The 23,002-nt window shown below is 43.5% G+C and carries 19 protein-coding genes; 7 read left to right on the forward strand and 12 right to left on the reverse strand.

All coding sequences use genetic code 11. The features are described from left to right. Positions 1–93: 93 nt before the first annotated feature. The 7 genes from AC0L6N_RS09015 to AC0L6N_RS09045 form a co-directional block, all read right to left on the reverse strand. On the reverse strand, positions 94–2,589 hold the full coding sequence (locus tag AC0L6N_RS09015; RefSeq protein WP_473480645.1) for a glycogen/starch/alpha-glucan phosphorylase: 2,496 nt from the start codon (positions 2,587–2,589) through the stop codon (positions 94–96). A 252-nt stretch (positions 2,590–2,841) separates the two neighbouring features. Next, positions 2,842–4,491, reverse strand: coding sequence for a phosphoglucomutase (alpha-D-glucose-1,6-bisphosphate-dependent) (gene pgm / locus AC0L6N_RS09020; RefSeq protein ID WP_473480647.1), 1,650 nt, complete (start codon positions 4,489–4,491; stop codon positions 2,842–2,844). A gap of 13 nt (positions 4,492–4,504) precedes the next feature. Then, positions 4,505–5,029, reverse strand: coding sequence for a Negative modulator of initiation of replication (locus AC0L6N_RS09025; RefSeq protein WP_473480649.1), 525 nt, complete (start codon positions 5,027–5,029; stop codon positions 4,505–4,507). A gap of 163 nt (positions 5,030–5,192) precedes the next feature. After that, positions 5,193–6,263, reverse strand: coding sequence for a 23S rRNA (cytidine(2498)-2'-O)-methyltransferase RlmM (gene rlmM, locus AC0L6N_RS09030; protein ID WP_473480651.1), 1,071 nt, complete (start codon positions 6,261–6,263; stop codon positions 5,193–5,195). A gap of 3 nt (positions 6,264–6,266) precedes the next feature. Further along, positions 6,267–6,638: a DUF423 domain-containing protein gene (locus AC0L6N_RS09035; protein ID WP_473480652.1), complete on the reverse strand. Its 372-nt coding sequence runs from the start codon at positions 6,636–6,638 to the stop codon at positions 6,267–6,269. 101 nt (positions 6,639–6,739) lie between these two features. Then, positions 6,740–7,363: an alpha/beta family hydrolase gene (locus AC0L6N_RS09040; protein ID WP_473481299.1), complete on the reverse strand. Its 624-nt coding sequence runs from the start codon at positions 7,361–7,363 to the stop codon at positions 6,740–6,742. Next, the gene (locus AC0L6N_RS09045; RefSeq protein ID WP_473480655.1) at positions 7,347–8,258 is read right to left on the reverse strand and encodes a transcriptional regulator GcvA; all 912 of its coding nucleotides are present in this window, start codon (positions 8,256–8,258) and stop codon (positions 7,347–7,349) included. The genes AC0L6N_RS09040 and AC0L6N_RS09045 overlap by 17 nt, the downstream gene beginning before the upstream one ends. Positions 8,259–8,477: 219 nt before the next feature. On the opposite strand from AC0L6N_RS09045, the gene AC0L6N_RS09050 reads away from it, so the two are divergent. Continuing rightward, positions 8,478–8,762 (forward strand): hypothetical protein, encoded by a 285-nt coding sequence (locus AC0L6N_RS09050; RefSeq protein WP_011575005.1) that lies wholly within the window; start codon positions 8,478–8,480, stop codon positions 8,760–8,762. 141 nt (positions 8,763–8,903) lie between these two features. Here the strand turns inward: AC0L6N_RS09050 and kdsA are convergent, their stop codons facing one another. Next, positions 8,904–9,755: a 3-deoxy-8-phosphooctulonate synthase gene (gene kdsA / locus AC0L6N_RS09055; RefSeq protein WP_011575006.1), complete on the reverse strand. Its 852-nt coding sequence runs from the start codon at positions 9,753–9,755 to the stop codon at positions 8,904–8,906. Positions 9,756–10,187: 432 nt separating this feature from the next. On the opposite strand from kdsA, the gene miaB reads away from it, so the two are divergent. From miaB to lnt, 5 genes are read left to right on the forward strand one after another with little or no spacing between them, the layout of a single operon-like run. Further along, positions 10,188–11,621 (forward strand): tRNA (N6-isopentenyl adenosine(37)-C2)-methylthiotransferase MiaB, encoded by a 1,434-nt coding sequence (gene miaB, locus AC0L6N_RS09060; protein ID WP_473480658.1) that lies wholly within the window; start codon positions 10,188–10,190, stop codon positions 11,619–11,621. A 28-nt stretch (positions 11,622–11,649) separates the two neighbouring features. Then, positions 11,650–12,687, forward strand: a complete 1,038-nt coding sequence (locus tag AC0L6N_RS09065) for a PhoH family protein (RefSeq protein WP_033185276.1) — start codon at positions 11,650–11,652, stop codon at positions 12,685–12,687. Continuing rightward, positions 12,684–13,142 carry an rRNA maturation RNase YbeY gene (gene ybeY / locus AC0L6N_RS09070; protein WP_011575009.1) on the forward strand — a complete coding sequence of 153 codons (459 nt, stop codon included), beginning with the start codon at positions 12,684–12,686 and terminating at the stop codon, positions 13,140–13,142. The genes AC0L6N_RS09065 and ybeY overlap by 4 nt, the downstream gene beginning before the upstream one ends. A gap of 33 nt (positions 13,143–13,175) precedes the next feature. Next, the gene (gene corC, locus AC0L6N_RS09075; RefSeq protein WP_011575010.1) at positions 13,176–14,036 is read left to right on the forward strand and encodes a CNNM family magnesium/cobalt transport protein CorC; all 861 of its coding nucleotides are present in this window, start codon (positions 13,176–13,178) and stop codon (positions 14,034–14,036) included. Between the two features lie 14 nt (positions 14,037–14,050). Further along, positions 14,051–15,544 (forward strand): apolipoprotein N-acyltransferase, encoded by a 1,494-nt coding sequence (gene lnt / locus AC0L6N_RS09080; RefSeq protein WP_473480662.1) that lies wholly within the window; start codon positions 14,051–14,053, stop codon positions 15,542–15,544. Positions 15,545–15,660: 116 nt separating this feature from the next. Here the strand turns inward: lnt and AC0L6N_RS09085 are convergent, their stop codons facing one another. After that, positions 15,661–16,554: a DMT family transporter gene (locus tag AC0L6N_RS09085; protein ID WP_473480665.1), complete on the reverse strand. Its 894-nt coding sequence runs from the start codon at positions 16,552–16,554 to the stop codon at positions 15,661–15,663. 549 nt (positions 16,555–17,103) lie between these two features. Between AC0L6N_RS09085 and AC0L6N_RS09090 the strand changes: the two genes are divergently transcribed. Then, positions 17,104–17,664: a DJ-1/PfpI family protein gene (locus AC0L6N_RS09090; RefSeq protein WP_473480667.1), complete on the forward strand. Its 561-nt coding sequence runs from the start codon at positions 17,104–17,106 to the stop codon at positions 17,662–17,664. Positions 17,665–17,824: 160 nt separating this feature from the next. On the opposite strand, the gene greA is transcribed toward AC0L6N_RS09090, so the two are convergent. The 3 genes from greA to carA form a co-directional block, all read right to left on the reverse strand. Further along, a complete protein-coding gene (greA, locus tag AC0L6N_RS09095) occupies positions 17,825–18,301 on the reverse strand; it encodes a transcription elongation factor GreA (RefSeq protein ID WP_011575014.1) in 477 nt (158 codons plus the stop codon). Between the two features lie 99 nt (positions 18,302–18,400). Continuing rightward, positions 18,401–21,619: a carbamoyl-phosphate synthase large subunit gene (carB, locus tag AC0L6N_RS09100; protein ID WP_473480670.1), complete on the reverse strand. Its 3,219-nt coding sequence runs from the start codon at positions 21,617–21,619 to the stop codon at positions 18,401–18,403. Between the two features lie 38 nt (positions 21,620–21,657). Continuing rightward, positions 21,658–22,803 carry a glutamine-hydrolyzing carbamoyl-phosphate synthase small subunit gene (carA, locus tag AC0L6N_RS09105; RefSeq protein WP_473480673.1) on the reverse strand — a complete coding sequence of 382 codons (1,146 nt, stop codon included), beginning with the start codon at positions 22,801–22,803 and terminating at the stop codon, positions 21,658–21,660. Positions 22,804–23,002: the final 199 nt, after the last annotated feature.

Genomic DNA, 23,002 nt, shown 5'->3' on the forward strand with positions numbered 1-23,002 from the left:
ACCATAGTTAGCGCCTTGCATATAGGGTAATAGTCTACAGGAAAATGGCTGGGGTGAAAGCCATTAGGCTGCTAAAATTACAATGCATAAATACTACTCAACTTTGCAAGGATCAAGCTTCCAAATGCGCTCAACATAGTCTTTGATTGAGCGGTCAGAAGTGAATTTCCCCATGTGCGCCGTATTGAGTATCGCCATTTTGGCCCATCTTTGTGGCTCTTTGTACGCTTTATCAGCAAGAGATTGTGCTTCGCAATAGGACGTAAAATCAGCCAGTACCTTATAGTGATCTCCCCCTTCCAACATACTGCGTTTTAATGAAGAAAGCGCTCCGGGCTTACCTGGTGTAAAGTAATCGCTGTCTAACCAATCAAGTACTGCTTTTAACTCGCGATTATTATCATAATAATCAAACGGGTTATAGCCCTTCTTATCTAACGCTTCTACTTCGGCTACTGTCAGGCCAAAGATGAATATATTTTCATCTCCGACTTCTTCGGCTATTTCAATGTTTGCCCCGTCTAACGTCCCCACCGTGAGAGCACCATTTAAGGACAGTTTCATGTTGCCTGTACCAGAAGCTTCTTTACCTGCGGTGGATATCTGTTCCGAAATATCTGCAGCAGGGATCATCTTCTCAGCCAAACTCACGCGGTAGTTAGGCAAAAATACCACTTTCAATTTGTGATTAACCCGTGCGTCATTGTTGATTTTTTCTGCCACTTTGTTAATAGCGAAGATGATGTCTTTAGCAAGCTTGTAACCAGGTGCTGCTTTGGCACCGAACAAGAAAACGCGAGGATGCATGTCATAGTCAGGGTTCTCTAATAGACGACGATACAACGCCATGATATACAACAGGTTTAAATGTTGACGCTTATACTCGTGAAGACGTTTAATCTGTACATCAAATATCGCATCTGGGTTAATCTCAATACCTGTCAACGCCAACACTTCGTTCGCCAGTTGCACTTTATTATCACGCTTGATTTTCATGAACTGCTTTTGAAACTTAGCGTCATCGGCAAATTCGGCTAAACCTTTCAGTTTATCTAAATTTAAGGGCCAATCCTGACCAATCTTACCGTCAATTAACTGTGACAATGCAGGATTACACGCCTTCAACCAACGACGCGGTGTGATGCCGTTTGTCACATTGGTGAGTTTACCTGGCCACATATGATTAAATTCAGGGAATAAATCTTTCTTAACCAGCTCCGAATGGATTTCTGCTACCCCGTTAACGGCGAAAGAGCCAATGACTGACAAATTCCCCATGCGTACCATTTTGTCTGGCCCCTCTTCGATAATAGACAGTTTACGCTTGATCTCATTATTACCTGGCCAAACCGCTTCCACTTCGTCCATGAAGCGACGGTTAATTTCATAAATAATTTCCAAATGGCGAGGCAATATCCTTTCAAACATACGAGCAGGCCACTTTTCTAATGCTTCAGGCAACAAGGTATGGTTGGTGTAGGCAAACGTTTTACTACAGATACTCCATGCATAGTCCCAATCAAGTTCAGCACGGTCGATTAATATTCTCATCAACTCTGGGATAGCAACAGCAGGATGGGTATCGTTTAATTGGATAACCACTTGATCAGAGAAACGGCTCCAGTCATCGCCATGGGCCCGTTTATATCTGCGGATAATGTCTTTTAGGGAGCATGCGCTAAAAAAGTACTGCTGGATAAGACGTAAATCTTTGCCCGCTTGGGTTTCGTCATTTGGATAAAGTACTTTTGAAATGGTTTCCGCTTGGACGTTTTCTGTTTGAGCATCCACGTAACCTCCGGCATTAAAAACATCCCAGTTGAAGTAGTCTGAGGATTGGCTTTGCCATAAGCGCAAAACGTTTACGGTTTTACCACCGTACCCCACCACTGGAATATCCCAAGGTAAACCTTTAACAATATGACCAGGATGCCACTCTTTATTAATGCGCCCATTCTCACCGTATTTAGTTTCTACGTAGCCAAATAATGGAATATCTTGTATCGATTCAGGTCGGCAAATCTCCCACGGATTGCCATAGTCTCGCCAACTGTCAGGGCGTTCAATCTGTTCACCATTTTGGATCTCTTGACGAAATAGCCCGTGCTCATAATGTAAGCCGTATCCCACAGCTGGTAAGTCTAATGTTGCCAGTGAATCGATAAAACAAGCAGCCAGGCGACCTAGACCACCATTACCCAATGCCATATCGGGCTCTTCTTCCATAATATCGGTTAAATTCACGCCTAATTCATTTAGCGCTTTTTCAGTCTGTTCGAACAACCCCAGATTGTGTAAGTTGTTAGACGTCAAACGACCCATTAAGAACTCTGCCGAAAAGTAATGTACGGCACGGGTATCATTTAGATAATGCGATTTTTGGGTTTTACGCAGTCCTTCTAAAACGTGTTCTTGCACAGAGGCACAAGTCGCCTTCCACCAAGCGTGATTGTTTGCTTTGTTTTCATCTGTACCTAAAGAACAGTGTAAGTGTTTTACAATCGATGCCTTCAGTTCAGCTTTATTCATCATCGTTTTGCTTGATGAGGCAACCTTCTTGGTTGCTCGTTTGGTGGTTTTGGTGGTCATTTCTCTACCTCAGTGGTATTTGTTAAAATTCAGTTAACATCCTAAGGACATAAACCGTAATTAAATTACAAAAATAAACTGAGAGTAGTTTTAGCAGGAATACTCAAATAAATCTGTTAAAAAAAGGTTAACAAAATAAAAAAGGCGGTTGAATACGTATTCAACCGCCTTAACTTAAAATTAATCACTACATTAAATAAACTTTATCTTTACATAAATATCACAAGTGATTACGGAAATGAAAAAATGTCGCTACTTCACGCTTTCAAATATACGCGCCACCAGATTTTGTGCTTCTTTGATCAAAAGCTGTAAATGTTTTTCACCATTAAAGCTTTCTGCGTAAATTTTATAAATTTCTTCGGTGCCTGAAGGTCGTGCAGCAAACCAACCATTTTCAGTCGCCACTTTCACCCCGCCGATCGCGGCGTTATTCCCTGATGCATGAGTTTGAATGGACACAATTGGTTCACCAGCTAATTCAGTGGACGTAATTGCATTTTTGTCCGCTTTGCTTAACGCCTGTTTCTGTGCGTGAGTCGCAGCAACATCAATACGCGTATATAAAGGTGCGCCGAATTTTTTGGTGAAAGCTTGGTAATGTTCACTTGGGTCTTTGCCCGTAACAGCAAGAATTTCTGCAGCCAATAAACATAAAATGATGCCGTCTTTGTCGGTTGCCCATGGCTTACCATTACGACGTAAAAAGATACCGCCGGCACTTTCCTCGCCAGCAAAACCAATTTCACTTTTCAGCAGACCTTGAACAAACCACTTAAACCCGACTGGCATTTCTGCCACGGTGAGATTGGCATCATGAGCCACGCGGTCAATCATACTGCTTGAAACCAAGGTCTTACCGACCTTTAGTCCTGTGGGCCAATCCGGACGATGAGCATAAAGATACTCAATGGCAACCGCCAGATAATGATTAGGATTCATCAAGCCATTGGTTTTTGTCACTATACCGTGACGATCGAAATCGGGATCATTACCAAACGCTAAATCAAAACGATCTTTAAGATCAATTAAGCCAGCCATTGCATAAGGTGAGGAGCAGTCCATCCGTATCTTGCCGTCTTTATCTCTGCGCATAAAACCAAATTGATGATCGACTTTTCGATTTACCACTTCGATGCTCAAATCGTATCGTTTAGCAATCTTATCCCAGTAATGTAAACCTGCACCGCCTAGGGGATCTGTACCCAGAGTTAACCCTGCTTGTGCAATGGCTTTCATATCGATGACTTGATCTAACTGCTCGATATAGTTATCAGAGAAATCAACTTCTTCGACTAGGCCGGTGTCATAAGCTGCCTGATAAGACATGCGCTTCACATCCAGAAGATCATTATGAATGAGTTCATTAGCGCGGGCTTGAATTTGATTGGTCACATCACTATCAGCAGGGCCACCATGAGGAGGGTTATATTTGAATCCCCCATCTTCGGGTGGGTTATGGGAAGGTGTAATGACCACACCGTCACTTAAACCGGACTCTTTGCCCTCATTATAATCAAGAATTGCATGGCTTATCACGGGCGTTGGCGTATAGCCTCGGTCTTGCTGAACAACCAGCTTGACCCCGTTTGCTGCGAGTACTTCTATGGCAGTGGTAAAAGCAGCTTCAGAAAGCGCATGTGTATCCATCCCCACATACATGGGACCTGTAATACTATTGGCTTGTCGATATTCTGCTAATGCCTGACTAATCGCTGCAATGTGAGTATCAGTGAAGGTGTTTTTAAACGCACTTCCGCGATGCCCTGATGTACCAAAAGTAACACCTTGACTGACGTCACTTTTATCAGGTTTATTGCTGTAATAGGCACTAATTAAATGCGCAACGTTTACAAGTTGCGCTTGTGACGCTGGTTTACCTGCTTCTGAGTGAATAGCCATGTAGATCCTTTAGTTAGTCTTCATATAATTCCGGGGCAAATAATGCGGCAAGACGTTGTCCATCGTTCGCGTTGTAGCCTAATACTTCTGCTACTTCCTTAATTAACGACGCTTTCTTAGCCGTATTATTGTTGGTCATAACCCAAAACGTAGATTCACCGATCTGTTTTGGGTTTGTCACACTACTGGCTTGCAACAACGTCTCTTTGTCTTTAGCAAAGTACACGCGATTTCTGCCACTGAGTGTGAGCACTTCATCGAACTGAGCACCATGCATGCTCTCAAGTACCGATAAAATCTTTAAGAATCGCTCAACCATTTTGGGGTATTCACTTAATTCGTCAGTGGTTATCTGACTAAATACATCCCCTGCTGGTTTTTTCGTTGTTGGGCTTGGTTTAGCAGCGACAACCGTTTTCACTACTGTATTTTCTGGCATAACCAAACGACGTAGAATATCTGAGGCCGTCTCACCAATGTGTTGTGTCTGAGACGCTATATATGCGTACAAATCATCTTCTATTTCAATGTTCTTCATTTATGGTCACTACTGTCTATGTTCTGTTCATTATTATACTGATCGCTTACACCTTCGCACGGTTTAATTTATATTAACGAATATATAATCGCTTTGTGCACTACTTATAAGCTTTTGTTTTTTATTGCTTTAATGTTACTAACTGAAAAATGCTCACGATCTATTATGTGTTTAATCGCATGTGAACAGTTACCTCTTCACGGTCATGATAAAGGTGTTTAACTTTCAGATCATACGGCCCTGCGCGATGTTGATCAATACACTGATCGATGATTTGCAATGCTTCTTTAACGGATTCATAACGCTTTTTCATCGGCAATTTGAGATTAAATACGGTTTCTTGGCAACGCTTAGTGGCTATCCAAGTGGCCATTAGTTTCGCCACACGCTGAGGTTGCTCAATCATGTCACACACCAACCAATACACATTGTTTTTTCTTGGCTGAAATTTGAAACCATCTTCTGGGCAATAGCGTACCTGCCCTGTCGCCATAAGTGCATCGTCCATGGCGCCGTTGTCCACTGCTTCAACAAACATGCCGCGTTTCACCAGTTGGTAAGTCCAGCCGCCTGGACAGGCACCTAAATCAACGGCATGTAAGCCACCCGATAAACGTTTTGCCTGTTCTTTTTTGGGAATAAATAATTGAAATGCTTCGTCCAGTTTCAATGTGGAGCGACTAGGCGCTTCATTGGGAAACTTCAAGCGTAAAATGCCCAACGGATAGGGCGAGTTATTAGCAGGGTAAGAATAACCCACAATAGCGGTGGTGCTGTCTTCAAAATACACATGACAGACAGGCAGATTACTGCGCTCCAGCGGCGTTAAAATGCGTTTTCCCCTGAGCGCTTGGCGCAGTGGTACACTTATTTTTCGGCAAAATTTTGAAATCTCGCGCCCTTGTGTGCTGTCTGCATGCTCAACGCGTAATTCACCACATTCAGGAAATTCAATACAACCATTTAGGATTGGGCCGATCCTATCATTGGTATCGAGTTGCTCACATCGTTCGCTAAAAGCAAAAAGCTGACGGGCGAATATCAATGTAGTTAAAGGTAACGTTTTGGCTAGCCTGTCAGCGTCTTCTGCTTGATAGCAATGGAACAATACCAAGCCACTATTTGTTTTTAGCTCTGGGTAGCCGTACACATTAAGCTCAGCACATTTTTCAATCACTTCATTGGCTAAGTCTTTTTCAAAGCCAGTACGACAATATAATGCTAATCCTGCCATTATCTATTTTAACCCTTTAACTGCTGCGTAAATGAATAACGCCCACGCGATGATAAAGCACAGACCACCTAACGGCGTGACCGGTCCGAACCATTTAATCCCAGTGATGGCCAATAAATATAAACTACCACTGAATAACACTATGCCTGCGCTCATAAAACCCGCTGACCACACTAGCTGCGGACTCGGCATAAACTGAGCCGTAAGTACCAATAAAATAAGCCCTAGGCTATGGTACATTTGATACTGAACGCCCGTTTGAAAGACCCCAATCAGGCTCTCAGACAGTTGGTTTTTCAATCCGTGGGCGGCGAATGCCCCCAGTATAACCGCAAGCATCGCACTCGCGGTGCCTACGATGAGATAAATCTTCATTTTGCGTTCCTTATAATCTCGACGAGGTCATCTAGCACCGGCGCGTGATAAATTTCTGCGATGATAACCCAGTATATTTGTTGTTGAACTTATCCGAGATCTCATTCACTGGTTACAAGCTGGCGGATAAATTCAACACCAGCGTCTGCGCCAGCAATAATGTGCGCCTCTTCGGTATAACCTGAGCGCTTGCGTGGTTTCAAGTTGTGATCGCCATCAGGCAAAAAATACGTTTGAATGGTGCTAGGTAAATCATAGCTTGCCACTTCTTCTTGGGTGCCAAATGTATCGCGACTTCCCTGTACCACCAAAAGTGGCTTGTTTAATATGGCTAAATGCCCTGTTCTTAGTTTGTCCAATTTACCTGGCGGATGAAATGGGTAACCAAAACATATCCCTCCCATGGCATCTGATTCATCCAACAACATGGTCGCCACTCGTCCTCCCATTGACTTGCCGCCAATAAAAATCGGTAAGCTAGCGTCTAACTCGGCGATAATATAGCTAAAGTATGCCTGAAGCTTAGGCATTCTATCTGGCGGCTGCCTGCGGTTTAACTCACCAGCTTTTTGCATATACTCGAAATCGAATCGAGTTACCGTGACGCCTCGCTGGGCGAACAATTCAGCAACTCGCGCCATAAACGCACTGTGCATACCTGCCCCTGCACCATGAGCAAGTATTAAATGAGCAATCGGATCCTGTGCTTTATTGGTTAAAATCATCATCTTCCTGTTCGTCTTCTACTTGACTTTGCAGCCACTGTAAGAATGCGACTATCTTGCCAAGTTCAGCTTGAGACTGGTGACATACTGCATAGTACGCATTGGTGGCGATGAGTCTCTCATCAAAAGGACACACTAATCGACCTGATTCAATTTCAGGCCGCGCTAAAACACTGTGCCCTAGTGCAATACCTTGCCCCAATGCGGCGGCTTGCAGTACTAACATGGAGTGACTGAATATGGCCCCTTGGTTTACGTTGATACCTGGGATGCGAAAGTGCTTGATCCAGTTTTTCCACGCTTCTCTTGATGAATCGTGTAGCAATAGGTGATGTTTCAAATCTTCTAATTTTTCAAGCGGCTTTTGACCTTGGAACAACAGCGGTGAACATACTGGCGTTAAATATTCAGTGTGCAGTTTCTGAGCATGTACATTTGGCCATTTGCCACGACCATAGTAAATGGCCACATCCACATCATCTGTTAAAAAACCCTCGTCAAAATCCACCGCTTTGATCCTAATATCGATATCAGGGTTAGACTGGCTAAACTGATTCAGACGCGGAACGAGCCACTGAATGGCGAAACTTGGCGGCAGAGCGACCGTGATCGCGCCCTTTTCTCCTCGGGCGAGTAGCCGCTGAGTCGCTTCTTGTAACGCTTGAAAAATATCTTTGAGATCTAAGTAATAACTTTGACCTTCCTCAGTGAGTAACAAAGAGCGGTTTTTACGCATAAAGAGTTTCATGGATAGAAATTCTTCGAGGGATTTAATCTGATGACTGACAGCCGCTTGTGTCACAAAGAGTTCTTCAGCAGCGCGGGTAAAGCTCAAATGACGCGCTGCGGCTTCAAAGGCTTTAAGAGCGTTAAGTGGGGGCAGTCTGCGGTTCATAACATCAACAAGAATAAGATTTTAATAAAGTCTAGCATTATTAGTTTTTCTAATCCATCGCCATACTTATTGTCGTTTTTATCATCAACATAAATTGTATATTATTCGAACCGTCAAAGGTAAAAGCCCTTTTAAAACAAGGGTTAACATAATGCGTATTTATTTAACAAATAAGTAAATATGTTTACATTAAACATTAATATACTTTAGGTGATAATGATGAAAAATCGTAAAAATTTAATTTTAAGCAGTTTATTTGCATTAGTATTCAGTCAACAATCTTTCGCTCAAGAATTTGATTTAACGTCAATGTACGTAACAGAGCAAATCGAAGCGAGTTTAGAATCCATGTTAGCTGATATGAGTAATAATGACAGTTCACCAGCACTACACGTTATCGTTGCTGGCCTTGAAAAAAGTCTCAGCAATAGCCAACAAGACGTTGCACTTACAAATGACAAACGTGGCGGAAATGCGCCACAAACCGCTACCTTGGCCGAATAGTAAAGCGTTATCCATTTAAAGCATTAACGCATTTTTATCTAGACGTTCTGAGCATACAGATTGCGCTGTATGCTCAAAACCTCTCAGCTCTATTGTGTTGTATTAGTTCTTACGTTGTGTAAGTAAAACGTTATACAGGACTTAATTTGCGCTGGTGTCTAACGGTGCGAAACCTTTTACCAAGTCATCTAACGCCAACATTTGCTGTAAATACGGTTCTAACTTGTCTAATGATAACGCACATGGACCATCACATTTCGCTTCATTTGGGTTCGGGTGTGCTTCTATAAACAACCCAGCTAATCCTAACGCCATACCACTTCTTGCTAACTGTGCTGCTTGTGCTCGTCGCCCATCAGCGGAATCCGTTCTGCCCCCAGGCTTTTGCAATGCATGCGTGGCATCAAAAATGACAGGAGCATATTGCTTCATTTCATCCATACCTAGCATATCAACAACCAGATTGTTGTAACCGAAACTAGAGCCTCGTTCGCACAAAATTATTTTGTCATTTCCGGCTTCCATAAATTTAGTAATGATATGGCGCATTTCATGTGGGGCTAAAAACTGTGGCTTTTTCACGTTGATGATGGCATTCGTTTTAGCCATAGCGACTACCAAATCTGTTTGACGTGCTAAAAATGCGGGTAATTGAATAACGTCAACCACCTCAGCGACTGGGGCTGCTTGAGCAGGTTCATGTACATCGGTTATTAATGGCACATCAAAGGTCGCTTTGATTTCTGCAAAAATTTCTAATCCCTCATCCATACCCGGCCCGCGATATGAATTCACCGATGAACGGTTGGCTTTATCAAATGAGGCTTTGAAAACATATGGGATCCCAAGTTTGCTGGTAATTTCTTTGTAGTGTTCAGCAATACGCATGGCCATATCTCGGGATTCTAAAACATTCATCCCCCCAAACAGTACGAAAGGTTTGTCGTTAGCAACCTGAATGTCACCAACAGCAATATTGTGTAAATTGTTCATGAATTACGCCTTTGAAATATTCTAGGGCGCAAGAATAGCAAGGCTGTATACGCTTGGATAGAGCGTAAATAGGGAGAACCCATCCTAATTAATATTGATATAAGTAAAAAGCTTATTGCTGTTAACAGCGTCATTGGCTCAGGCTAAATGCATAATTATTCACTAATATATCAGCTGCGTTTGTTTGCTGATGGCCAGTAAACCACTCGATACGTAGCAATTCGTTTACAAGACCCTAAATTCTGCCTAATTTTGTGTCATTCCAACAGGATAAAACTAGCCTAGCGTCACAATAACCCGTAAAATACGCGGTTCGATTTTGCTCCATTTTTTCGACTAACCTCCTTAGGTTGTTCCCAATCAAGAGCATTAACAGATTGCATTGCTTTTCTATGAGCAAAGATTTCACATCAAAGGTAAGTACACGGCGTTATGACTAAAAAACTTTTTATTAAAACTTGGGGCTGTCAGATGAACGAGTATGACTCGCAGAAGATGGCTGACTTATTGGATTCGACCCATGGATATCAAGTTGCTGACACCGCGGAAGAAGCCGACATCATTTTACTCAATACGTGTTCTATCCGCGAAAAGGCCCAAGAGAAAGTGTTTCATCAATTGGGACGCTGGAAAAACCTCAAACAAGATAAGCCTGAATTGATCATTGGTGTTGGTGGCTGCGTGGCATCGCAAGAAGGTCAGGTGATTCGTCAGCGTGCGCCATTTGTAGATTTAGTATTTGGTCCGCAAACGCTGCACCGTTTGCCAGAAATGATAAATCAGATCAAAGGTGGTAGCTCCTCCGTTATTGATATTAGCTTCCCTGAGATAGAAAAGTTTGACCGCTTGCCAGAACCCAAAGCGGAAGGCCCGACTGCCTTTGTTTCTATTATGGAAGGTTGCTCAAAATATTGTACTTTCTGCGTGGTACCTTATACCCGGGGTGAAGAAGTCAGTCGTCCAGTCGATGATGTATTACTTGAAGTCGCACAGCTTGCAGAACAAGGTGTACGTGAAGTCAATTTGTTAGGCCAAAACGTGAATGCGTTTCGTGGCCCACATCATGATGGCGCGATTTGTACCTTTGCTGAGTTACTAGAAATGGTTGCTTCAATTGATGGTATTGACCGTATTCGTTACACCACATCACATCCCGTTGAGTTCACTGACGATATCATTGATGCTTACGCGACCATCCCTGAATTAGTTGATCATTTACACCTGCCTGTACAGTCAGGCTCAGATCGTGTCTTGAATTTAATGAAGCGAGGCCATACTGCAATAGAGTACAAGTCGAAAATTCGTAAGCTTAGGAAGATTCGTCCCAACTTAAGTATGTCATCAGACTTTATCATCGGATTTCCAGGTGAAACTGACGCTGATTTTGAAGCGACAATGGATTTGATCCAAGCGATGGATTTCGATTTGAGCTTTAGCTTTATTTACAGTGCGCGTCCGGGTACGCCGGCAGCAGATTTACCCGACGACGTATCTGAAACAACGAAAAAAGAGCGTTTACAGCTATTGCAAAATCGCATCACCCAGCAAGCATTGCGCATTGCTCGGAATATGATTGACAGCGAACAACGAGTATTAGTAGAAGGCCCATCTAAAAAAAATCCGATGGAGCTTTCTGGGCGTACTGAAAACAACCGAGTGGTTAACTTTGAAGGCAGTCCGGATATGATTGGCGGCTTTGTAGATGTAAAAATCACAGATGTGTTTGCCAACTCATTGCGCGGAGATGTTCTACGCAAAGAAGCCGACATGAATTTACGTATCAATGTGGCGCCTCAGGCCATATTGGCCAAGCAAACAAATAAAACCGACGCCTTAGGCGTCGCTCAGTTTGTGCCAGCACATTGATAAACATTAAATAACCGAGAGATACCGATTGAGCAAACTTACCAGTAATGAAATCGTATTAGAGCCATCTGACTTAAAACGTTTGGCCAGTTTATGTGGACCGTTTGATGACAATATTAAACAAATTGAACGCCGCCTAGGGGTAGAAATTACCTATCGCAGTAATGAATTTAAAGTGACAGGCCAACCACTACAATCCAGTGGTGCGGCCCAGTTACTTAAGTTGTTGTATATTGAAACTCAGCCTGTGCGCGGCGAAATCCCTGATTTAGAATCTGATCAGGTTCACCTCGCGATCCAAGAGGCTAAATGTCTCGAGCGCGCAGAAGCAGGCCATTACGGCAAAGAAGTACATATCAAAACCAAACGGGGTGTGATTAAACCGCGCAATCCAAACCAGTCGAAATACGTATCGGATATCTTAACCCATGATATCAGCTTTGGTATTGGACCTGCCGGTACCGGTAAAACCTATCTCGCGGTTGCCGCAGCAGTCGATGCTTTAGAGCGTCAGGAGATCCGCCGTATTCTGCTCACTCGTCCTGCAGTGGAAGCCGGCGAAAAGTTAGGCTTCTTACCTGGTGATTTATCCCAAAAAGTCGACCCTTACCTGCGCCCGCTTTATGATGCCTTGTTTGAAATGCTTGGCTTTGAAAAAGTCGAAAAATTGATTGAACGTAATGTTATTGAGGTAGCCCCCTTAGCTTATATGCGTGGGCGCACACTTAACGATGCTTTCATTATTCTAGATGAGAGCCAAAACACGACTGTAGAACAAATGAAGATGTTTTTGACGCGTATTGGTTTTAATTCTAAAGCGGTGATCACGGGGGACATTACTCAAGTCGATTTACCACGAGGAACGCGCTCAGGTCTTCGCCACGCCATCGAAGTATTAAAGGATGTTAACGATATTTCATTTAACTTCTTTAACGCCAACGATGTAGTGCGCCACCCTGTGGTTGCCCGAATCGTTATGGCCTACGAAGACTACGAAACACAGCAAGAACGTATTCGTATTCAAAAGAAAGCAGAACATACTCAGCAACAAAGCGACAATTCATGAGTGCAATTGTTGATCTGCAAGTCGCCAGTGATGCTGCCAATTTACCCAGCGCTGACGATTTTCAGCGTTGGTTGAATGCGGTTCTTGCACATCAACAACTGTCAGAGCATGAACTTACCGTGCGGATCGTTGAGACACAAGAAAGCCAAGAACTGAATCTTACCTACAGAGGGAAAGACAAACCGACTAATGTGTTATCTTTTCCTTTTGAAGCGCCACCGGGTTTAAGCTTGAACCTATTGGGTGATTTAGTCGTTTGTGCCGATGTTGTAGCGCACGAAGCCGACGAACAACACAAAAAATTACACCATCATTGGGCGCATATGATCGTTCACGGAGCCTTGCATTTATTGGGCTTTGACCACATTAACGATGATGAAGCAAAAGAGATGGAAGCGTTAGAGGTTGATATACTTAAACAGTTTTCGATTGACGACCCTTACCAAGATCAATGATGATAGCCACTCAAACCATAATTTAACGAGATCATGAGCGAAGATAACCCCCCCTCTACTAGCGGTTCTGCCAACAAAGGTTGGTTGGATAAAATAGTCCAATCATTCACGGGAGAACCGAAAAGCAAAGACGAACTCTTCTCTGTCATCACTGATGCAGAACAACGAGAAGTCATCAATCAAGAAACTCGCGAGATGATCGAAGGCGTCATGGAAGTCAGTGAGATGCGTGTTAGAGAGATCATGATCCCTCGTGCTCAAATGACCACTATTGATATTACCGAGACTGTAGATAAATTTTTACCGATCATGCTAGATTCGGCCCACTCCCGTTTTCCTGTCATCAGCGAAGACAAAGATCATATTGAAGGGATCATCCTCGCTAAAGATCTACTAAAATACGCATTTCTTCCGGGCAAAGAGTTTGAGCTCAAGCAGGTACTTCGCCCCGCAGTGATCGTGCCTGAAAGTAAAAGGGTTGATGTGCTACTGAAAGAGTTCCAACAAAAGCGCTTTCATATGGCCATTGTAGTGGATGAATACGGCGGTGTTTCAGGCTTAGTGACTATCGAGGATATTCTCGAGCTGATCGTCGGTGAAATTGAAGATGAACATGACGCTGAAGAAACCAATACCGATAATATACGTGCTTTAAACAAACACACTTATTCAGTCAAAGCGCTTACAGAATTAGAAGATTTCAACGAATTCTTTAAAACTGATTTTGACGAAGAAGAGGCCGATACCATAGGTGGGATTGTGCTAAAAGCGTTTGGTCATATGCCCATGCGCGATGAGAAAGTCAGCATCAATGGTTTCGTTTTTACGGTTACCAACTCTGACTCCAGACGCCTTATTCAATTAAAGGTTACCCTTCCCCACAGCGAAGATTAGGTGCCATAACGCGCATGCTATATATTTTATCATTATTACTTGGAGCGAGCTTAACCCTAAGCTACGCTCCTTTTTCGTATTGGGCAGTGATGCCCATCGCCCTCACGGCATACTTATGTGTCTTATACAAAGCCCCTCCGGAGCAAGCAACCAAATTAGGCTTTAGTTTTGGTTTAGGCTGGTTTGGTGTAGGTATCAGTTGGGTACATGTGAGCATCGCCGATTTCGGTGGCTTGCCTCTGGTAGGCTCAGTCGGTTTAATGGTATTGCTGTGCAGTTATTTAGCCCTGTATCCTATGCTTTTTAGCAAATTAGCAAAGCGTTATTTTACGCCAACAGTATGGGGCCTTGCGCTGTCTTTCGTTTGGTTGCTGTGCGAATGGGCAAGAGGCATATTTTTAACTGGTTTTCCGTGGCTTTCCATAGGCTATAGCCAAGTATCAAGTCCTTTGGCAGGTTGGATCCCTGTAATAGGCGAGTTTGGTGTTGCCGCTTTACTCGTGGCGCTTTGTGCTGCATCTGCTGTGTGGTTTATGAATAAGCGTTACATGGCGCCTGTCGTGTTGGCGATGTTCGTGTACCTCAGTGGCTGGACGTTGAACCAATATAATTGGGTCTCCTCTGTTGATAAGCCAGTTAAAATAGCCATGGTGCAAGGTAACATAGCCCAAGATATACGTTGGGCACCAGAGCAAGACTGGCCTACTATGCAGAAATATCTTGAGCTAACAGAAGCGCATTGGGACAACCAAGTCATTATTTGGCCTGAAGCTGCGATACCGCAACTTGAGCCGATAGCGGTGGATTATCTGATGCAACTCGATCAAGAAGCCGCAGAGCATCGCGTAGGTTTGCTTACTGGCATCGTTAACTACAATTTTGAAACGCGTCAAGCGTACAACAGCATTATTGGTGTTGGGCTCAAGGAGGCTACGGATAACGACGGGCATTATCATTATCCTCAATCTAATCGGTTCGATAAACACCACCTATTACCCATAGGTGAATTCATTCCAATGGAAGATTGGTTGCGAGGCTTAGCGCCCATATTTGATCTACCCATGTCGTCATTCACCCGTGGCGATTACCAACAAGCGAATTTAGTGGCCAATGGCTATCATTTTGCGCCTGCACTGTGTTTTGAAATCGCGTTTCCTGGGCAAATCCGACAAAATCTCTACGCCGATACTGACTTCATTATTACTGTCAGTAACGATGCATGGTTCGGTCATTCCCATGGCCCTGCGCAACATTTAGAAATTGCACAGGTCCGTGCAAAGGAATTCGGCTTGCCAGTACTACGTTCAACAAACAACGGTATTACTGCGTTTATCAACGCAAACGGCGAGGTACAAAGCCGCTTACCTCAGTTCGAGACCGGCGTGTTAAATGATGAAGTACAAAAAGTCACTGGGACCACACCCTATCGTTATTTTGGTGACCTTGGTGCATGGCTGTTAAGTGTGTTTGGGGTTTTGATCGCCATTCGATTTAATCACACGGCTTAGTGAAGCGCTCAACCTTTACTAAATTGTTTCGACACGCAGCGCGTTGTATTAACGCGCTTTCGTTGGGCCACTTTCGGCCGGATACCAAATTAACCACCTCCAACTCACCTAACGACCTACCCTAACCAATTTCTAACTTTTGCTAATGGCGTGAGTACAATGGCATTTCCTACTAGTACTAATACAAATCCAAATACCGTGTTAGCGTGCCATACGAAATCTTCGAAAACAGTACTCAAGAGCACAGCCACAATTGGAAATAAAACAATGGAATAACTGGCTTTTTCAGGACCAATGTCACGCAATAATAAAAAGTAGCACGCAAAGGCAATCACTGTGCCAAATAACGAGAGATAAAGCAGTGAGATAACGTAGCTAAGTTCCATAGAAAAAGTAAATTGAGCATCACTGAGCAACACCACACAAACGAGTGCCACCGCACCGTACAGCATTCCCCATGCGTTACCTTGCATAACACCGACCTGATGGGATGAATTGCGAACACTGGCCATGTTACCCAGTGATGCTAAAAAGGTGCCGCCAAGTGCAAGGCCCAACCCAAGCATGGCATCACTGGTAAAATCGAGGTCTTTTATGTCAGGCCAAAATAATGCTCCTAACCCAACGACGCCAAGCAAGGCTCCAATATATATCCGATTAGCGATGCGACGGCCAAAGAACAGACGCGTATTAATAATATTCATCAGAAGCAGGGTTGAAAATGCAATAGAAGCCATGGCTGAGGTGAGGTAATTTTGCGCCCAATATAAGATTAAATAATTTAGCCCAAAATTGCACAAGGCCAGCACCATAAAAAAGCCATGATCTGTCTTTGAAAACCGCATATTCATACCTTTAAACACGCAGTAGCACCACATAACAAAAGCGGCGATAGCGAAGCGATAGGCTAAAGACACCTGTGCTGGCACATCCCCAAGCTGAAACTCAATCGCCAACCAAGTCGAGCCCCAAATAAGCACGGTCAAAACATACAACATAACGCTTTTCAAAGTAGCGAGTCCTCAAATGGTGTCAGAAAATAGCTGCGCGGAAGGTAACACAGTCAACAGGATTGTATATGATAACGTAACAGAGATAAGGGTCTGTCGATTTTTGCGGTTCTGCGCCAAACGCTTGGCGCAATCCAGTTCTTTTGGAGTAAAAACCCTCGACATTTGATATCGAGAACGTCAGCTTTGTTAACAATATGCTGTATTAACCCGTTAAAAGGTAAATTAAACAGCCTAAAATAGACGTTCCGGTAAATATACCTACCGTAAGTGCTCTTTTCCTGTAAATCTTTGTGACATAAAAGCCAATATTCTGCGACTAAATTTACATAACTTTCTACTATTATTACTAAACTAAAAGTAAATTATTCAATCTAACTTTTCACTACTAGCAATTTTTCATTATAAATCAAAGGTTAATATAAACTTCTGATAGATCACTAACACCGATTTAGTTGGTTTGATTATTGCTTAACAACGTTAAATGCATTTTTGCTACTTTAAACCATTAACGGATAAAAGTATCAGTGCAGCAATAAGGAGCAACGGATGTTGACGACGCTAACAGATAAAAAAACTGCAGCCATACTCGCCAAGGATGGCTTTGAACAATGTGAATTAATTGAAACCCGTGACGCCCTTATTGAGGCTGGGGTTGATGTGCACATTGTCTCCCTTGAGCCTGGGACTATAATAGGCTGGAACGGCAGCAAATGGGGTATAGAAGTGGATGTAGATAAAGTCGTGTCAAAAGTGTCAGCTGATGATTATGACGCACTCATTTTACCCGGCGGATTATTTAACCCAGACGCGCTGTTGCAAGACACAGACGCAGTAGATTTTGTAAAGGCATTCTTTGTGGATGCTAAGCTCAAGCCTGTGGTTGCCATCAATCAAGGTACGTGGATGTTACTTGAAGCAGACGTTTTGAGAAACAGACTCGTTGCTTCATTTCCAACTGTTCTCAATCGCTTGCGAAACGCTGGTGCGAAGGTCGTTGACCGGGACCTCGTGGTCGATCAAGGTTTATATACCAGCCGAAGCTCCCACAATCTGGCTGCGCTGAACCAACAAGTTATTCAGCAGCTCACTAAGCCACGCGTTCACTAGTGTTATAACCTTGTGGATGCTATTGAGCTAGGTTCAATTTGTATGACTTTATCAACTTATCATTAAACAAAAAAAAGCGTGCAGGAAGCACGCTTTTTCATTATTTTTGACGATAAATTTGTAAATGATGTCAAGCATCACCCAAAAGAGCAGTCTTAAATTAGACGTACTCTACCTCAATGATTTCAAATTCAATTGCACCCTTGGGCGTTTGAATGGTGACCACATCGTCTAGCTGCTTACCGATTAACCCCCGGGCGATGGGCGAACTGACTGAAATAAGGTTATTTTTAATGTCAGCTTCATCATCACCCACAATCTTATAAGTAATTTCTTCATCACTTTGTAGATTTAATATAGTAACTGTCGTGCCAAATATAACCTTCCCAGTGTTGGTCATTTTGGTTACATCGATAATTTGTACGTTGGATAACTTACCTTCGATATCTTGAATACGCCCTTCACAGAAGCTTTGCTGCTCACGCGCTGCATGGTATTCAGCGTTTTCTTTTAAATCTCCGTGTTCACGGGCTTCCGCAATCGATTTAATAATTTCTGGACGTTTTACTGACTTTAAATGTTGTAGCTCTTCACGCAACATTTCTGCGCCTTTAGCCGTCATAGGATATTGAGTCATTGATCAATAGCTCGCTTTATTTTTGATTGTTGTTCTACATGGATAATAAATAAGTGCTGAGCGTAATAAATCAACGCCCAGCACCGAATTAATAAACGATTAAACTAAACGTTTATGTAATTCTTGTACTGAATGCACTCTGGCACGGTCGTCTGCTTTATTTGCATTAACCGTGGCAAACGCCGCATTCATAGTGGTGGTATAAGGAATTTTATTTAGCAGCGCTTCACGACGAATATACACAGAATCATCGATTGCTTGACGTCCTTCGGTGGTATTGATGATATAACAATATTCACCGTTTTTAATCGCATCTACAATATTAGGGCGACCTTCGGATAGCTTGTTCACAATAGAGCAAGGCACATCGGCTTTATTCAGCACTTCAGCCGTTCCGCGCGTTGCTTCAAGATTAAATCCTTTTGCTACCATGGCTCGGCCTAATTCGATAATACGATTTTTATCGTTAAGACGAACAGAAAGCAATGCTTTCCCTCCTGCTGGGATGGGCTCGCCAGCACCTAAATTTGCTTTAGCGTAAGCTTCCACGAAGGTATCACCTACTCCCATCACTTCGCCGGTAGAGCGCATTTCAGGGCCAAGTAAGGGGTCTACGCCTTGAAACTTAGCAAAAGGCAACACCACTTCTTTAACGCTATAAAACGGAGGAATGACTTCTTTGCTCAGACCTTGCGAAGCAAGAGACTGACCAGCCATAGCGCGAGCACCAATTTTGGCAATGGCCAAACCTGTCGCTTTAGACACAAATGGCACAGTACGAGCAGCACGAGGGTTAACTTCAATTAAGTATACCTCCCCGTCTTTGACCGCGAATTGCGTGTTCATCAAACCGACCACACCTAATTCTAATGCCATGGCTTTAACTTGCTCGCGCATGACGTTTTGAATGTCCTCGCTCAGCGAATAAGGTGGAAGCGAACATGCTGAGTCACCTGAGTGAACACCTGCTTGTTCAATGTGCTCCATAATACCGCCAATCATGACTTCTTTACCGTCACAGATAGCGTCAACATCCACTTCAATTGCGTCATCTAAGAAACGGTCGAGTAATACAGGTGAGTCATTAGAGACTTTAACCGCATTGTTTAAGTAACGTTTCAAATCTTTTAGGTCATACACGATTTCCATCGCGCGTCCGCCAAGTACATATGAAGGGCGAACAACCAATGGGAAACCAATTTTCTCAGCCGCTAGCAAAGCTTCTTCAAGATTGCTTACCGTCGCATTCGCCGGTTGCTTGAGGTTTAACTTGTTGACCATTTTCTGGAAACGCTCACGATCTTCCGCTTTATCAATAGCGTCAGGTGAAGTACCAATGATGGGTACCCCTGCAGCTTCTAAATCACGCGCTAACTTAAGGGGGGTTTGACCACCGTATTGAACAATAACGCCAACGGGCTTCTCGATACGGACAATTTCCAGCACGTCTTCTAAGGTCACTGATTCGAAGTACAAACGGTCTGATGTATCGTAATCAGTGGAAACCGTTTCAGGGTTACAGTTAACCATGATAGTTTCGTAGCCATCTTCACGCATTGCCAAAGCAGCGTGAACACAACAATAATCAAACTCAATTCCTTGACCAATGCGGTTAGGCCCGCCACCGATAACCATAATTTTATCTTTATCAGTGGGATTTGCTTCGCATTCTTCATCGTACGTTGAGTACATATATGCAGTGCTGGAGGCAAACTCAGCCGCACAAGTATCAACGCGTTTGTAGACAGGGTGAATATCAAAGCCACGGCGTATTTCGCGCACATCACCTTGGTCGACACCGGTCAAATCAGCGATACGCGCATCAGAGAACCCTTTACGCTTCAATCGGTTCATCAATGTGGCATCAATACCAGATAAACCAATGTTCGCGACGTTTTGTTCTTCTTTAACCAAATCTTCAATTTGCACTAAGTACCAACGATCAACATTCGTTAGGGCAAAAATCTCTTCGATGTCCATGCCCATTCGCATCGCATCTGCTATGTACCAAATGCGTTCAGCTCCTGGCTCGCGAAGTTCACGAATGATGGTCGCTTTGTTCTCTGGATCGGTATAATCGATAATAGAATCAAAGCCATTAACGCCAACTTCTAGTCCGCGTAATGCTTTTTGCAAGGATTCTTGTTGATTACGGCCAATTGACATCACCTCACCTACTGACTTCATTTGAGTCGTTAGGCGGTCATTGGCACCAGCAAATTTTTCGAAGTTAAAACGCGGAATTTTAGTGACAACGTAATCGATGGCCGGCTCAAACGACGCAGGTGTTAAACCACCTGTAATATCGTTGGCAAGTTCATCCAAGGTATAACCAATGGCTAGCTTCGCCGCTACTTTTGCAATCGGGAAGCCCGTCGCTTTAGATGCCAAAGCAGATGAACGAGAAACGCGCGGGTTCATTTCGATAATAACTAAACGACCAGTTTGTGGGTCAACACCAAACTGAACATTTGAACCTCCCGTTTCAACACCAATCTCACGCAATACGGCCATAGCGGCATTACGCATGATTTGAAATTCTTTATCGGTAAGCGTTTGGGCTGGCGCAACGGTAATCGAATCACCGGTATGAACACCCATAGCGTCAAAGTTTTCGATAGTACACACGATAATGCAGTTGTCTGCTTTATCCCGTACTACTTCCATTTCATACTCTTTCCAACCAATCAATGATTCATCAATCAACAGTTCAGACGTTGGTGACAAATCAAGACCACGACGACAGATTTCTTCAAACTCTTCAACGTTATAAGCAATACCGCCACCGCTGCCACCCATAGTGAAAGATGGGCGAATAATACAGGGGAAACCGATACGAGTTGAAACATCGAATGCTTCATCTAGGCTATGCGCAATTTCAGCACGTGGGCATTCAAGGCCAATTGATTTCATCGCCTTATCAAAACGTTCACGGTCTTCGGCTTTATCAATGGCATCCGCAGTGGCGCCAATCATTTCAACGCCGAATTCAGTCAGCACGCCGTGCTTATCTAAATCTAACGCACAGTTAAGTGCGGTTTGTCCGCCCATGGTTGGCAAAATGGCATCAGGGCGTTCTTTTTCAATAATTTTTCTAACCACTTCCCAGTGGATAGGCTCGATGTAAGTGGCATCGGCCATTTCAGGGTCGGTCATTATAGTTGCAGGGTTAGAGTTAACTAAAATAACTCGATAACCTTCTTCACGCAGTGCTTTACACGCCTGCGCACCTGAATAGTCGAATTCACAGGCCTGGCCGATGACGATCGGTCCAGCACCAATAATTAAGATACTTTTTATGTCGGTACGTTTTGGCATTGTGCTTGTTACTCTAAATTTGGGGCTTAAGGGTCGTCTTAGCGTGTTGCTTGCATCAATTCAATGAAGTGATCAAACAAAGGTGCCGCGTCATGAGGGCCGGGGCTTGCTTCAGGGTGTCCCTGGAAGCTAAACGCGGGCTTATCATTACGGTGTATACCTTGCAATGACTGGTCAAACAATGACACATGGGTAACATCTAAATTGTCCGGCATCGATTGTTCATCAACAGCGAAACCGTGGTTTTGGCTGGTGATCATGACGCGCTGACCAAGTATATCTTTCACTGGGTGGTTAGCACCGTGATGACCGAATTTCATTTTTACAGTTTTTGCACCACTGGCTAGCGCCAATAATTGATGCCCTAAACAGATACCAAAAATAGGCAGGTTTTTAACGAGCAAGGTCTTAATCGCTTCGATCGCGTAAACGCAAGGCTCAGGATCACCAGGGCCGTTGGATAAAAACACGCCATCTGGGTTTAACGCCAGTACATCTTCTGCTGTAGTTTTAGCAGGTACCACCGTTAATCGGCAGCCTCTGTCTACTAACATACGTAAAATGTTGTGTTTGGCACCAAAATCGTAGGCTACGACGTGAAACGGCAAATCAGTTTGCTTTTCGTTGAAGCCTTGGCCGAGCGTCCATGAACCGTCGGTCCAACTGTAGACTTCGTCAGTGGTGACTTCTTTGGCAAGATCCAAACCTTTCAAACCAGAGAACGCTTTCGCCTTCTCAAGGGCCAATTCTTTATCAAGCGTGATCTCAGAGCTTGAATCGACTGCGATGATGCAGCCATTTTGCGCGCCTTTATCACGTAAAATACGCGTTAAACGGCGAGTGTCGATATCTGCGATACCAAGAATGTTATTTACGCGAAGGTATTCAGACAACGATTGTTCACTACGAAAATTACTCGCTAGCAGCGGTAAATCTCTAATGATAAGGCCTTTGGCCCACACTTTTGTTGATTCACAGTCTTCGCTATTGGTACCGGTGTTACCAATATGGGGATAGGTTAAAGTTACGATTTGTTCTGCGTAAGAGGGATCAGTAAGAATTTCCTGATAACCTGTCATTGAGGTGTTAAACACCACTTCACCAACAGACATACCAGTCGCTCCGATAGCCGTGCCATTGAAAACAGACCCATCTTCTAGCACTAAAAGGGCGGAATTAGCCAAGTCAACCTCCGAATATAGTTAACCTAAGGTGTTTACACGGGCAATGTGCAAAAACCTATAAAAAACGGGCTGTAACTAGTTGAATTACATCCCGCTTTACCGTATTTGCAGCTATTAATTCCATGGATTTACTAAAAACCCACTAAAATTTGGCAAATTCGCAATAATATACATGAAAGCCTGATTAAGGTCTATTCCC

Source organism: Paraglaciecola sp. G1-13, from assembly GCF_055809255.1.

Excerpts from the sequence above, each read along its gene's own strand:
- AC0L6N_RS09015 (WP_473480645.1), bottom strand. The coding sequence starts at position 2,589 with ATGACCACCAAAACCACCAAACGAGCAACCAAGAAGGTTGCCTCATCA.
- pgm (WP_473480647.1), bottom strand. The coding sequence starts at position 4,491 with ATGGCTATTCACTCAGAAGCAGGTAAACCAGCGTCACAAGCGCAACTT.
- AC0L6N_RS09025 (WP_473480649.1), bottom strand. The coding sequence starts at position 5,029 with ATGAAGAACATTGAAATAGAAGATGATTTGTACGCATATATAGCGTCT.
- rlmM (WP_473480651.1), bottom strand. The coding sequence starts at position 6,263 with ATGGCAGGATTAGCATTATATTGTCGTACTGGCTTTGAAAAAGACTTA.
- AC0L6N_RS09035 (WP_473480652.1), bottom strand. The coding sequence starts at position 6,638 with ATGAAGATTTATCTCATCGTAGGCACCGCGAGTGCGATGCTTGCGGTT.
- AC0L6N_RS09040 (WP_473481299.1), bottom strand. The coding sequence starts at position 7,363 with ATGATTTTAACCAATAAAGCACAGGATCCGATTGCTCATTTAATACTT.
- AC0L6N_RS09045 (WP_473480655.1), bottom strand. The coding sequence starts at position 8,258 with ATGAACCGCAGACTGCCCCCACTTAACGCTCTTAAAGCCTTTGAAGCC.
- AC0L6N_RS09050 (WP_011575005.1), top strand. The coding sequence starts at position 8,478 with ATGAAAAATCGTAAAAATTTAATTTTAAGCAGTTTATTTGCATTAGTA.
- kdsA (WP_011575006.1), bottom strand. The coding sequence starts at position 9,755 with ATGAACAATTTACACAATATTGCTGTTGGTGACATTCAGGTTGCTAAC.
- miaB (WP_473480658.1), top strand. The coding sequence starts at position 10,188 with ATGACTAAAAAACTTTTTATTAAAACTTGGGGCTGTCAGATGAACGAG.
- ybeY (WP_011575009.1), top strand. The coding sequence starts at position 12,684 with ATGAGTGCAATTGTTGATCTGCAAGTCGCCAGTGATGCTGCCAATTTA.
- corC (WP_011575010.1), top strand. The coding sequence starts at position 13,176 with ATGAGCGAAGATAACCCCCCCTCTACTAGCGGTTCTGCCAACAAAGGT.
- lnt (WP_473480662.1), top strand. The coding sequence starts at position 14,051 with ATGCTATATATTTTATCATTATTACTTGGAGCGAGCTTAACCCTAAGC.
- AC0L6N_RS09090 (WP_473480667.1), top strand. The coding sequence starts at position 17,104 with ATGTTGACGACGCTAACAGATAAAAAAACTGCAGCCATACTCGCCAAG.
- greA (WP_011575014.1), bottom strand. The coding sequence starts at position 18,301 with ATGACTCAATATCCTATGACGGCTAAAGGCGCAGAAATGTTGCGTGAA.
- carB (WP_473480670.1), bottom strand. The coding sequence starts at position 21,619 with ATGCCAAAACGTACCGACATAAAAAGTATCTTAATTATTGGTGCTGGA.